The organism is Streptomyces sp. NPDC057307, assembly GCF_042667665.1.
Taxonomy (GTDB): Bacteria; Actinomycetota; Actinomycetes; order Streptomycetales; family Streptomycetaceae; genus Streptomyces.
Genome location: NZ_JBHUZM010000009.1, coordinates 1 through 11,559, shown reverse-complemented (window position 1 = coordinate 11,559; position 11,559 = coordinate 1). Strand labels below are relative to the sequence as shown.

The window sequence follows — 11,559 nt, the reverse complement described above, 5'->3', positions numbered from 1 at the left end:
GGCGACCCGGCACCTTGTTTCTTCCGTGACCGGCTGGATTCGACATGACAGCCCGGCGGAGCGGGGATGTGAGACGGCTGAATGGCCGGAACCGACTGGTAACGCGTTGGTAAAGAACCCGTTCGCGAACGAGGCCCCGGACCCGGACCCGGCTCAGAACCCGGCTCAGGCTCAGGACCCGGCCGGAAACCTACCGCAGGGCCGCCGTGATCTTCGCGACGGCCGCCTCGGCCGCGGTCTTCGGGTCCTCACCCTGGAGGACCGCCGTCATGTACGGCTTGATCGGGTTGTCCAGCTCGACGTTGGCCCACTTCGGCGAGTTGGGCGTCGCCCGCCCCTGCGCGGCGCCCGCCGCCATCGCGGCCGTGGCTTCCTGGCCCTCGATGACGTCCGCGAGCGTCGTCTTGTTCGGCACGTAGCTCATGGTCTTGGCCAGCTCCGTCTGCCACTTCTCGCCGGCCAGCGCCTTGACCACCTCGACCGCCGCCGACCGGTGCGAGGAGTTCTTGGGGACAATAAGGTCGGAGCCGCCGGTGAAGACGGCGCCGGGCGCCCCGGCGGTCTTGCCGGGGAGCGGGAAGAAGCCGAGCTTGCCCTTGAGGTCGGGGTTCTTCTCCTCGATCTGGACGGCGGAGTTGGGGGTGTCGATGATCTGCGCGATGTCGCCCTTGGCGAACTCGCCCTCCTGCTCGGGCTTGACCTCGTCGGAGTCCTTGGGCCCGTCGCCGAGCGCCTGCAACTCCTTGTAGAACTTCATGCCCTTGATCGCCTCGGGGGTGTCGAGCCGCCCCTCCCACTCACCCCCCGCCTCGACGGCCAGCTCGCCGCCCTCGTCCCAGATGAAGCCGGAGAGGGTGTACCAGTCCTGACCGGCCAGATAGATGCCCTGCTGGGATCCCTGGTCGAGTTGGGCGGTGATGTCCAGCCATTCGGCGCGGGTCTTGGGCAGTTCGTCGATGCCCGCCTCGGCGAAGAGGTCCTTGTTGTAGATGACGACGCGGTTGGCGGCGTACCAAGGGATGCCGAACTGCGAGCCGTTGATGCTGCCGGGCTCGGCGAGACCGGGCAGCCAGTCCTCACTTCCCAGGTCCCGTACGGATTCCAGGGTGAGGTCCCGCAGGCCGTCGCTCTCCGCGTACTGCGCGACCTGAGTGTTGCCGACCTCGATGATGTCCGGCGAGTCGTCGGCCTCCAGCGCGGCCATCACCTTCTTGCCGATCCCGGTCCACTCCTGGATCTCGACCTCCAGCCGGACCGAGGGGTTCTCCTTCTCGTACGCCTCGGTGAACCGTTCCAGATACCCGTTGGAGACGCTGTCCTTCATGAGCCAGATGGTGATGACCTTGTCGTCCCCGCCTGGGAGCATTCCGCATCCCACGAGCGCGAGGGAGGACGCGAATACGGCGGAGCTGGCAAGGAAGCGGTTTCTCACGTAGGTCACCTTCTGGCGTGCGGCACGAAAGAGTGAACCCGACGTGGGGGAAGCACGGAGCGCTCGCACGGGTATTCGCGCGATTTTGGTATGGACCAACGAACCGGTCAAGCCCCGAGGCCCCTCACGGGGCCTCCGTCGTGCCCTTCTCCTGTCGCGCGCGGCGCCGCGCGGTGGGGCACGGTGGAGTGACACCGCGACCGCGCGAAGAGGAGAACGCCCCCCATGAGCAACCACACCTACCGGGTCACCGAGATCTACGGCACCTCAGAGGTCGGCGTCGACGAGGCCATCCGCAACGGCATCGGCCGGGCGTCCCAGACCCTCCGGGGGCTGGACTGGTTTGAGGTGACGCAGGTCCGCGGCCATATCGTCGACGGTCAGGTCGAGCACTACCAGGTCGGGCTCAAGGTCGGTTTCCGCCTGGAGGACGGCGACACGGCGGGCTGACCCCGGCCCACCAGGCCGTCCGGACCCGCGAGAGGCCGCCGTCAGGTGCGCCCCTCGCGCTCCTGCCCGTCCTTCAGCGCCTGCGAGGTGCTCGCCCAGCGAGCGCGTACGACACGGAAGCCCGCGCGCTCGACCGCGTCGCACACCAACTCGTCGTCGTCCACGAGCATGCGGATCTCCCGGCCCGCGGCCAGCTTGCCGAGCCGCTCCACCTTCGTCGTACGGGCGGGCCGTCTGTCGTCGTTGCGGCGCATGAACACCCGTCCGTCGGGGAGGCCGTTCGCCGCCAGCCACGCAAGGGTGTCCTTACGGCAGCGCTCGGGACGGCCGGTGAGATAGACGACCTCGCACTCCTCGGCGCTCTTCGACGCCAGCGCGACCCCTTCGGCCAGCGGAGTGTCGTCGCCCGCCGCCGCGAAGAAGCCGGCCCAGTCCTTCGGCCTGCGCTCCAGGAAGTGCTGACGGTGCGCGGTCTCGGCGAGCGTCCCGTCCAGATCGAATACGGCCAGTGGTCTGCTGTTGTCCGTCGCACGCCTGTTGTCCGTCACACGGCCAGCCTAGAGAGGGTCCGGGGAATCCTCGCGCCGTGCCGCTGTTGAACGAGAGGTGACGTCCACGATCGCGAACACCCGATTCTCCGTACTCGACCGCTCCCGTACCCGTGAGGGCCAGGACGCCGCCGAGGCACTGCGCGACAGCGTGCGCTTCGCGCGACGGCTGGAGGCGCTCGGCTACCACCGGTTCTGGGTCTCGGAGCACCACAGCGTGCCCGGTGTCGCGGGCTCGGCGCCCACGGTCCTGGCGGCGGCCGTGGCCGCGGCGACGTCCACGATCCGCGTCGGTACGGGAGGAGTGATGCTCCCCAACCACCGGCCGCTCGTCGTGGCGGAGCAGTTCGGGGTGCTGGAATCGCTGTTCCCCGGCCGGATCGACATGGGTCTGGGGCGCTCCGTGGGTTTCACGGACGGGATACGGCGGGCGCTCGGCAAGGACAAGCACGACACCGAGGACTTCGCCGAACGCATCGGGGAACTGCTCGGCTGGTTCACCGGCGACCAGAGCCTCTACCCACAGGTCCACGCCCTGCCCGCCGAGGGCCTGCGGCCGGAGCCGTACGTCCTGGCCATGGGCGAGGGTGCCGAGATCGCCGCGGCGGCCGGTCTGCCCATGGTCGTCGGCGACCTGCGCGGCCGTGACCGCATGCTGCGGGCCGTGGAGCGCTACCGCGACAGCTTCCGCCCGTCCGCCTGGTCGGACCGCCCGCGGGTGATCATCGCGGGGACGGTCGCGGTCGCCGCGACCGAGGAGGACGCCCGCCGGCTGCTGATACCCGAAGCCTGGTCGATGGCCCACTCCCGTACCCGAGGCGTCTTCCCGCCGCTCGCGCCCGCCGACCGGATCGAGACACTGGCGATGACCGCGAAGGAACGGGAGTTCTACGAGTCGGGACTGCGCGGCCATGTCCAGGGCACCGAGGACCAGGTCGCCGACGCCCTGGAGTCGGTGATCAAGGAGACCGACGCCGACGAGGTACTGGTAACGACGAGCACGTACGACCGCGACGCCCTCCTGGACTCGTTCACCCGCCTGGCAAGGGTCGCGGGGCTGACCCCTGTACCGGACCGGACCTAGGCCCTGTCTTCAAAGTCCCGCCTGGCCTGCGACGCCTGGCACGGCACCTCTCCCCCGTAGGCCCTAGGGGGCCACGGGAGGTGCCCCCTGCGTTGTCGGAGTCGACCAAGTACGCCCAGTACGAGGCCCATCCTCCGCCTTGCGATGCACCGCACCAGACGCCACAGGCCCCGCCCTACGGGCGGACGGCGCTACTTTGAAGACAGGTCCTAGCGCGCCACCTTGCGCGTCGCCCGTAGCCACTCCTTGTTCATCGCCGTGATCGACGGGAGCGGGATGCCCTTGGGGCAGGCCGTCGCGCACTCGCCGGCCAGGGTGCAGCCGCCGAAGCCCTCGTCGTCCATCGTGGCGACCATGTCCAGGACGCGGGTCTCCCGCTCGGGCGCGCCCTGCGGGAGGACGTTGAGGTGGTTGACCTTGGCCGAGGTGAAGAGCATCGCCGAGCCGTTGGGGCACGCGGCCACGCACGCGCCGCAGCCGATGCACTCGGCGTGCTCGAACGCGAAGTCGGCGTCCGCCTTCGGTACGGGCGTGGCGTGGGCCTCGGGGGCGGAGCCGGTGGGGGCGCTGATGTAGCCGCCGGAGCCGATGATCCGGTCGAAGGCCGACCGGTCCACGACCAGGTCCTTGACGACGGGGAACGCGCCCGCCCGCCACGGCTCGACGTCGATCGTGTCGCCGTCGGTGAAGTGCCGCATGTGGAGCTGGCAGGTGGTGGTGCGTTCGGGGCCGTGGGCGTCGCCGTTGATGACGACGCCGCAGGCGCCGCAGATGCCTTCGCGGCAATCGTGGTCGAAGGCGACCGGGTCGTCGCCTTCGAGGATCAGCTGCTCGTTGAGCGAGTCCAGCATCTCCAGGAACGACATGTCCTCGGAGATGCCGTCGATGTCGTACGTGACCATGGCGCCGGTGGCGTCGGCGGCGCTCTGCCGCCAGACGCGCAGGGTGAGCCTCATGCGTAGCTCCGCTGGGTGGGGTGGACGTACTCGAAGACGAGGTCTTCCTTGTGCAGGACGGGCGCCTCGCCGGTGCCGGCGAACTCCCAGGCGGCCGCGTAAGAGAAGGCGTCGTCGCGCCGTTCCGCCTCGCCGCCGTCGGTCTGGGACTCCTCGCGGAAGTGGCCGCCGCAGGACTCGGCGCGGTGCAGTGCGTCGAGGCACATCAGCTCGGCCAGTTCCAGGTAGTCGACGATGCGATTGGCCTTCTCCAGCGACTGGTTGAACTCCTCGCCGGTGCCCGGCACCTTGATCCGGCGCCAGAACTCCTCGCGGATCTCCGGGATCCGGCTCAGCGCCTTGCGCAGTCCGATCTCGCTGCGGGCCATGCCGCAGTGCTCCCAGAGGAGTTCACCGATCTCCCGGTGGAAGGAGTCGGGGGTGCGGTCGCCGTCGACGGCGAGGAGCAGCCGCAGCCGGTCCTCGGTGTCGGCGACGGCCTCGGCGACCGCCGGGTGGCTGTCGTCGACCGTGTCCTGGTGCGGGTTGCGGGCGAGGTAGTCGTTGATGGTGGAGGGCAGTACGAAGTAGCCGTCGGCGAGGCCCTGCATGAGGGCGGACGCGCCGAGCCGGTTGGCGCCGTGGTCGGAGAAGTTGGCCTCGCCGATCGCGAACAGTCCGGGCACGGTCGTCTGGAGGTCGTAGTCGACCCAGAGTCCGCCCATCGTGTAGTGGATCGCCGGGTAGATGCGCATCGGCACCTGGTACGGGTCCTCGGCGGTGATGCGCTCGTACATCTCGAAGAGGTTGCCGTACTTCTCCTCGACCGCCCCCCGGCCGAGCCGGCGGATCGCGTCGGCGAAGTCGAGGTAGACGCCCTGGCCGCCGGGGCCGACGCCGCGGCCCTCGTCGCAGACGTTCTTCGCGGCGCGCGAGGCGATGTCGCGCGGCACGAGGTTGCCGAAGGAGGGGTAGATCCGCTCCAGGTAGTAGTCGCGCTCGTCCTCGGGGATCTCGGCGGGCGGGCGGGTGTCGCCGTGTGCCTTCGGGACCCAGATGCGGCCGTCGTTGCGCAGCGACTCGCTCATCAGCGTGAGCTTGGACTGGTGGTCGCCCGAGCGCGGGATGCAGGTGGGGTGGATCTGGGTGAAGCAGGGGTTGGCGAAGTGCGCGCCGCGCCGGTGGGCGCGCCAGACGGCGGTGGCGTTGCTGTTCTTGGCGTTGGTGGAGAGGTAGAACACGTTGCCGTAGCCGCCGGACGCGAGGACGACGGCGTCGGCGAAGTACGTGGAGACCTTGCCGGAGATCAGGTCGCGGGCGACGATGCCGCGCGCCCGGCCGTCGACGACGATCAGGTCGAGCATCTCGGTGCGCGGGTGCATCTCGACGGTGCCGGCCGCGATCTGCCGGGACAGCGCCTGGTAGGCGCCGAGGAGCAGTTGCTGGCCGGTCTGGCCGCGCGCGTAGAAGGTGCGGGAGACCTGGACGCCGCCGAAGGAGCGGGTGTCGAGGAGGCCGCCGTACTCGCGGGCGAAGGGCACGCCCTGGGCGACGCACTGGTCGATGATCTCGACGGAGATCTGGGCGAGCCGGTGGACGTTGGACTCGCGGGCCCTGAAGTCGCCGCCCTTGACGGTGTCGTAGAAGAGACGGTGGATGGAGTCGCCGTCGTTGCGGTAGTTCTTCGCGGCGTTGATGCCGCCCTGGGCGGCGATGGAGTGGGCGCGGCGCGGTGAGTCCTGGTAGCAGAACTGGACGACGTGGTAGCCCTGTTCGGCGAGCGTGGCGCCGGCGGCGCCGCCCGCGAGTCCGGTGCCGACGACGATGACGGTGTGCTTGCGGCGGTTGGCCGGGTTGACCAGCTTGGCCTCGAAGCGGCGGGTGTCCCAGCGGTCGGCGACGGGCCCGGCCGGGGCCTTGGTGTCGGCGAGGGGGTCGCCGGTCGTGTAGTCGGTGTACGTGGGCGGGAGGAGGTCGTCCATGTCAGCTCACCACTCCGGTCATGACGCCTACGGGCAGGGAGATGAAGCCGGCGGTCAGCACCAGGGCGAGGCCGTTGGCCATGATCTTCAGAACCCGGTCACGGGTGGCGCTGCCCATGCCGAGGGTCTGTGCGGCGCTCCAGAAGCCGTGCCGGACGTGCAGTCCGAGGGCGAGCATCGCGGTGATGTAGATGACGTTGCCGTACCAGGTGGAGAACGTGGCGACGACATTCTCGTACGGGTGACCCGGCTGGGCGTTCTCGTTGACGGTGAGCGTCGTGAGGTCGAGCAGGTGCCAGATGATGAACAGCACCAGGATGATCCCGCCCCAGCGCATGGTGCGGGTGGCGTAGCTGGCGCGGCGGCGCTTGTGTACGTAGGCGGTGGGGCGGGCGGCGATGTCTCGGCGGCTGAGCTGGTACGCGCAGACGCCGTGCAGGACGACGGCGGCGAGCAGTACGACGCGCACGATCCACAGGGCCCACTCGGAGTGCAGGACGGGGGCGCCCATGGTGCGCAGCCAGTGTCCGTACTCGTTGAACTCGCCGGGGCCGAAGAAGATCTTGAGGTTGCCCAGCAGATGCGCGGCGAGATAGCCGAGGAGGATCAGGCCGCTGACGGCCATGACGGCCTTCTTGCCGACCGTGGAGCCCCAGAGGGTGCCGAGCACGGAGGGCCGCTTGCCGGGGCGCCCGCCGCCCGGTTCACCGGCCTTCCGGTCCGCCCGTTTGTCCGTACGCGTTGCCAGAGCCATGACACGCACGCTAAGCCGGGCAACACCGAGAGGTCCAAGACATGGTTCGGCTCATGTCCATAGGCTCTGCCTATCGTGGTGCCTATCATGGGCGCATGCAGTTCCAGCAGCTCGTCTATTTCGTCGCCGTCGCGGAGACCCTGCACTTCACCCGGGCCGCCGAGCGGGTGCATGTCTCGCAGCCCTCGCTCTCGCAGCAGATCCGGGCCCTGGAGAACGAGCTGGGCGCCGAGCTGTTCGGCCGGGCCCGGGGCAATGTCGCGCTCACCGACGCGGGCGAGGCCCTGCTGCCGACGGCCCGGCGGATCCTCGCCGACGCGGAGACCGCGCGCCACGAGGTGCAGGAGCTGGTGCAGCTGCGGCGTGGCCGGGTCCGGCTGGGCGCGCCGCCCAGCCTCTGCACGGGGCTGCTCCCGGAGGTCCTGCGCGCCTTCCACGATCAGCATCCGGGCATCGAGCTGCTGATCGAGGAGAGCGGCTCGCACGATCTCGTACGCGAACTGGCGCGTGGCGCGCTCGACTTCGCCCTGGTGGTACTGCCGCTGCCGACGCCCTCGCCGGCCCTGACGACGGTCGAGCTGCTGCACGAGGACCTGGTGGTGGTCTCGTCGGCGGCGACGCCGGGACCGCGCAGGCCGGTGCGGATCTCCGACCTCCGGCACGAACAGCTGGTCATGTTCCGGCACGGTTACGACCTGCGGGAGCTGACCGTCGCCGCCTGCCGGGCCGAGGGGTTCGAGCCGACGTTCACGGTCGAGGGCGGCGAGATGGACGCCGTACTCGGCTTCGTACGGGCCGGTCTCGGGGTGGCGGTGGTGCCGAGCATGGTCGCGGAGCAGGCGGGGCGCGATCTGCGGGTGACACCGCTGGCGCCGCCGGGGCTGCGCCGCACGATCGCGCTCGCCCACCGCAGCGACGTCGCGCCCCCGCGCGCCGCGCGCGAACTGCAGAAGGTGCTGTTCAGCACCCGGGCCCGGAACCGTACGGCGGGGGCGGCGGGAGTGGCGCGACGCGCGTAGCGCGGCAGGCGGCCGGGCACGGGCCGGCCGCCTGTTCCGGACTGCCTCAGACCGCGTCGGCCAGGGACAGGGTGTGCAGCATCTCCGGCGGGCCCGGACGCGCGTAGTACCAGCCCTGCGCCGTGTCGCAGCCCAGCCTTCGCAGATGCTCCGCCTGCGCCCCTGTCTCCACGCCCTCGACCGTGACGGCCAGTTCCAGACCGTGCGCCAGGGAGACGATCCCCTCGACGATCTTGAGGTCGACCGGGTCGGCCGGGTGCTGCTGCATGCCCTGGGTGAAGGAACGGTCCAGCTTGAGCACGCTCACCGGCAGCCTGCGCAGATTCGCCAGGTTCGAGTAGCCGGTACCGAAGTCGTCGAGCGCGATGTCGACGCCCATCTCGGCGAGCTGCCGCAGCGGCTTGAGCAGATCCTCGTCCGCGCCGATCAGCGCCGACTCGGTGACCTCCAGGCAGAGCGAGCCCGGCGCGAGGCCGACCCGCTCCAGCACCTCCACCGTGTCGGCGACGAGGCCGGGGTGGTGCAGTTGGGCGGGCGAGAGGTTCACGTTGATCCGCAGCGGACCCGCGAACGTGCCGGCCGCCAGCTCCTCCTGCCACGCGCGGGCCTGCGTCACGGACTGTTCCAGCACCCAGCGCCCGAGCGGCACGATCAGCCCGGTGTGCTCGGCAAGCGGGATGAACCGGTCCGGGCCGAGCACCCCGTGTGTCGGATGGCTCCAGCGCACCAGCGCCTCGGCGCCGTGCACCGTGCCGTCGGCGAGATGCACCAGCGGCTGGTACTCGATGAAGAACTCGCCGCGCTCCAGGGCGGTCGGCAGCGACGTGGTGAGCCCGTGCCGGGTGATGGCGCGGGCGTCGGCCTCGGCGTCGGCGTGCTCGAACCGGTTGCCGCCCGCCGACTTGGCCCGGTACATGGTGATGTCGGCGCTGCGCAGGACCTCGGCGGCGGTGGACTCGCCCGCCTTGCCCTCCACGATGCCGATGCTGCCCCGGACGGTGAACTCGCGGCCGTCCAGGCTGATCGGGGTGGCCAGCACGCCGAGTATCCGCGACGCGAGGTCGGCGACCTCGCGCTGGGTGTCGGGTCCGGTGGTCAGCGCCACGAACTCGTCGCCGCCGAGCCTGGCGACCATCTCGCCGGGCGCCGTAGCGCAGCTCTGGAGCCGGTCGGCGACCTCGACCAGCATCCGGTCACCCGCGGAGTGGCCGAGGCTGTCGTTGATGGCCTTGAAACCGTCGAGATCGAGGTAGCAGAGGCCGAAGCGGGCCGGCCGGCCCGAGGGCGCCGCTCCCTTCGCGCCGCCCTTGGCAGCGTCCTTCGCGCCGCCCTTCGCGCTGTCCTTCCCGCCGCCTTTCGCGCCGTCCTTCCCGCTTCCCCTGGCGCCGTCCTTCGTGCTGTCCTGCGACGTCTCCCTGGCGGGGGCGAGCGCCTTCTCCAGACGTTCGAAGAACAGCGTCCGGTTGGGCAGTCCGGTGAGGGCGTCGTGGGTCGCCTCGTAGCGCAGCCGCAGATTGAGCAGCCGCCGCTCGGTGGTGTCCTCCAGCAGCGCCAGTTGGTACTGCGGCACTCCGTCGGCGTCCCGCAGCAGCGAGACCGTCAGATTGGTCCACAGGGCCGTGCCGTCGTTGCGGAAGAACGCCTTCTCCGTACGGAAGTTCTCCCGCTCGCCCCGTATCAACTCGCTGTACATCCCCCACACGTGCGGTGCGTCGTCGGGGTGCACCCACTCGCTGACGTTCCTGCTGCGGACGTGGTGCTCCAGGCCGCCGAACATCTGGGTGAGGGTGTCGTTGACCTCCAGCACATGGCCGTCGAGATCGGCGATGCCGATGCCGATCGCCGCGCCCTCGAACACCGCGCGGAACCGGGCCTCCGTGGCGTGCAGCGCGTCCTCGGCGGCGCCGCGTGCCGCGAGCGCGGAGCGCGCGATGGCCTCCTGCTCGGCGAGGGTGCGTTCACGCAGCGCCTGGGCGAACCCGGCGGCGAACGCGTGCTGGAGCCGGGCGGAGCGCGCCCGCAGCTCCTCGGCGGCGAGGTCACCCGCCGGATCGGCCGCAGCGCCGCAGTACAGCACCAGATACGCGTCGACGACTCCGAGGGAGCGGGCGAGCGCGTCCGGGTCCGTGCAGTGCGCGGCCACCAGCGCCGCTCCGACGCCGTGCGCGGGCGCGGCGTCGAAGATCTTGTCGTGCAGAGCGTCCGTCAACCGGCGGGCCAGGGGCAGCAGATGCTGCTCGAACTCGGACCGGGTCAGTGACGTGGCCGTCGCCGGGAAGATCGCACGGCTCCAGATCGTCGCGAAGCGTCTGAGCCGGTCCTCCAGTCCGTCCGGTTCCGCCGGGGCGTCGGGAACCTCCGCCGGCACCATCACGCCTTGCGCCCCACACCGGCGATGCCCGACAAGGCGTACGGGTCCTCCTGGCCGCCGGGGTTCTCGGGACGCCAGTGGCCCATGGGCACCAGTCCGGGGTCGACCAGCTCGTAGCCGTCGAAGAACCCGGCGATCTCCTCGCGCGTCCGCATGACCAGCGGGTTGCGGATGTCCTTGTAGACGCCGACCGTGCCGGCGACCTGTTCCTGGGGCAGCGGGATGCCCGCGTACGCGGCGTGGCACACGACGATGACACTGCCGGGGGCAAGGGCCTCGGTCAACTCGGCCACCGCCGCGAAGGGTTTGTCCTCGTCCTCCAGGAAGTGCAGGACGGAGACCAGCAGCAGACCGACAGGCCGGTCCAGGTCGAGCAGCCGCCGGGCCTCGGGGCTGTCGAGGATCTGCCGGGGCGCGCGGAGGTCGGCGGCCACGATGGTGGCGTTGTCGTTGCCGTCCAGGACCGCCTTGCTGTGCGCCACGGCGACCGGATCGTGGTCGACGTACACGACCTTGGCGTCCGGGTCGGCGGCCTGGGCGACCTCGTGGACGTTGCCGAACGTCGGAATGCCGGAGCCGATGTCGAGGAACTGGGTCACGCCCTCGCCGATGGCGAAACGCACCGCGCGGCGCATGAACGCCCGGTTCGCCTGCATGATCTTGGGAAGGCCCGGCGTGAACTCCATTGCCTTACGAGCCGCTTCCCTGTCCACTTCGAAATTGTGCGAACCGCCCAAATAGTAGTCATAAATACGGGAAACGCTCGGCACCGATATGTCGATGCCCTGCGGTACCCAGGCGGGACGCTCCATCGAGATCTCCAACAAGTCGCCACGGGGGAACGGCCGTCTACATGGCCGGTGTTCGAGCCGAGGCTACTGATCGCCCGCCAAGAGAGCGAGCTGAAACGGAAATTAGCGGTCCGTTCTCGGTCACACCCGAAGCCGGCACACAAGCGGTCCGCCGTCACGCACGGGGCGTGAC

10 protein-coding genes are annotated in these 11,559 nt (G+C 70.2%); 3 read left to right on the top strand and 7 right to left on the bottom strand.

Annotated elements, in window-relative coordinates; genetic code table 11:
* Positions 1-190 precede the first annotated feature (190 nt).
* Positions 191-1,432 (bottom strand): extracellular solute-binding protein, encoded by a 1,242-nt coding sequence (locus ACFUN8_RS05645; protein ID WP_383631912.1) that lies wholly within the window; start codon positions 1,430-1,432, stop codon positions 191-193.
* Between the two features lie 225 nt (positions 1,433-1,657).
* Here ACFUN8_RS05645 and ACFUN8_RS05640 point away from each other — a divergent pair, with 225 nt between their 5' ends.
* On the top strand, positions 1,658-1,882 hold the full coding sequence (locus ACFUN8_RS05640; RefSeq protein ID WP_383631909.1) for a dodecin: 225 nt from the start codon (positions 1,658-1,660) through the stop codon (positions 1,880-1,882).
* A 41-nt stretch (positions 1,883-1,923) separates the two neighbouring features.
* On the opposite strand, the gene ACFUN8_RS05635 is transcribed toward ACFUN8_RS05640, so the two are convergent.
* The gene (locus ACFUN8_RS05635; protein ID WP_383631905.1) at positions 1,924-2,430 is read right to left on the bottom strand and encodes a hypothetical protein; all 507 of its coding nucleotides are present in this window, start codon (positions 2,428-2,430) and stop codon (positions 1,924-1,926) included.
* Between the two features lie 58 nt (positions 2,431-2,488).
* Here ACFUN8_RS05635 and ACFUN8_RS05630 point away from each other — a divergent pair, with 58 nt between their 5' ends.
* On the top strand, positions 2,489-3,514 hold the full coding sequence (locus tag ACFUN8_RS05630) for an MsnO8 family LLM class oxidoreductase (RefSeq protein WP_383631902.1): 1,026 nt from the start codon (positions 2,489-2,491) through the stop codon (positions 3,512-3,514).
* Between the two features lie 209 nt (positions 3,515-3,723).
* Here ACFUN8_RS05630 and ACFUN8_RS05625 read toward each other — a convergent pair whose 3' ends face one another.
* From ACFUN8_RS05625 to ACFUN8_RS05615, 3 genes are read right to left on the bottom strand one after another with little or no spacing between them, the layout of a single operon-like run.
* Positions 3,724-4,470, bottom strand: a complete 747-nt coding sequence (locus ACFUN8_RS05625) for a succinate dehydrogenase/fumarate reductase iron-sulfur subunit (protein ID WP_382570289.1) — start codon at positions 4,468-4,470, stop codon at positions 3,724-3,726.
* Positions 4,467-6,431 carry a fumarate reductase/succinate dehydrogenase flavoprotein subunit gene (locus ACFUN8_RS05620; RefSeq protein ID WP_383631899.1) on the bottom strand — a complete coding sequence of 655 codons (1,965 nt, stop codon included), beginning with the start codon at positions 6,429-6,431 and terminating at the stop codon, positions 4,467-4,469. The genes ACFUN8_RS05625 and ACFUN8_RS05620 overlap by 4 nt, the downstream gene beginning before the upstream one ends.
* 1 nt (position 6,432) lies before the next feature.
* Positions 6,433-7,185 (bottom strand): succinate dehydrogenase cytochrome b subunit, encoded by a 753-nt coding sequence (locus ACFUN8_RS05615; protein WP_382570284.1) that lies wholly within the window; start codon positions 7,183-7,185, stop codon positions 6,433-6,435.
* Between the two features lie 95 nt (positions 7,186-7,280).
* Between ACFUN8_RS05615 and ACFUN8_RS05610 the strand changes: the two genes are divergently transcribed.
* Positions 7,281-8,204 (top strand): LysR family transcriptional regulator, encoded by a 924-nt coding sequence (locus ACFUN8_RS05610; protein ID WP_383631895.1) that lies wholly within the window; start codon positions 7,281-7,283, stop codon positions 8,202-8,204.
* A 46-nt stretch (positions 8,205-8,250) separates the two neighbouring features.
* On the opposite strand, the gene ACFUN8_RS05605 is transcribed toward ACFUN8_RS05610, so the two are convergent.
* Positions 8,251-10,575, bottom strand: a complete 2,325-nt coding sequence (locus ACFUN8_RS05605; protein WP_383631892.1) for a putative bifunctional diguanylate cyclase/phosphodiesterase — start codon at positions 10,573-10,575, stop codon at positions 8,251-8,253.
* On the bottom strand, positions 10,575-11,387 hold the full coding sequence (locus ACFUN8_RS05600; protein WP_383631889.1) for an SAM-dependent methyltransferase: 813 nt from the start codon (positions 11,385-11,387) through the stop codon (positions 10,575-10,577). The genes ACFUN8_RS05605 and ACFUN8_RS05600 overlap by 1 nt, the downstream gene beginning before the upstream one ends.
* Between the last annotated feature and the right edge of the window lie 172 nt (positions 11,388-11,559).

Excerpts from the sequence above, each read along its gene's own strand:
- ACFUN8_RS05610 (WP_383631895.1), top strand. The coding sequence starts at position 7,281 with ATGCAGTTCCAGCAGCTCGTCTATTTCGTCGCCGTCGCGGAGACCCTG.
- ACFUN8_RS05600 (WP_383631889.1), bottom strand. The coding sequence starts at position 11,387 with ATGGAGCGTCCCGCCTGGGTACCGCAGGGCATCGACATATCGGTGCCG.
- ACFUN8_RS05615 (WP_382570284.1), bottom strand. The coding sequence starts at position 7,185 with ATGGCTCTGGCAACGCGTACGGACAAACGGGCGGACCGGAAGGCCGGT.
- ACFUN8_RS05640 (WP_383631909.1), top strand. The coding sequence starts at position 1,658 with ATGAGCAACCACACCTACCGGGTCACCGAGATCTACGGCACCTCAGAG.
- ACFUN8_RS05620 (WP_383631899.1), bottom strand. The coding sequence starts at position 6,431 with ATGGACGACCTCCTCCCGCCCACGTACACCGACTACACGACCGGCGAC.
- ACFUN8_RS05605 (WP_383631892.1), bottom strand. The coding sequence starts at position 10,575 with ATGGTGCCGGCGGAGGTTCCCGACGCCCCGGCGGAACCGGACGGACTG.
- ACFUN8_RS05625 (WP_382570289.1), bottom strand. The coding sequence starts at position 4,470 with ATGAGGCTCACCCTGCGCGTCTGGCGGCAGAGCGCCGCCGACGCCACC.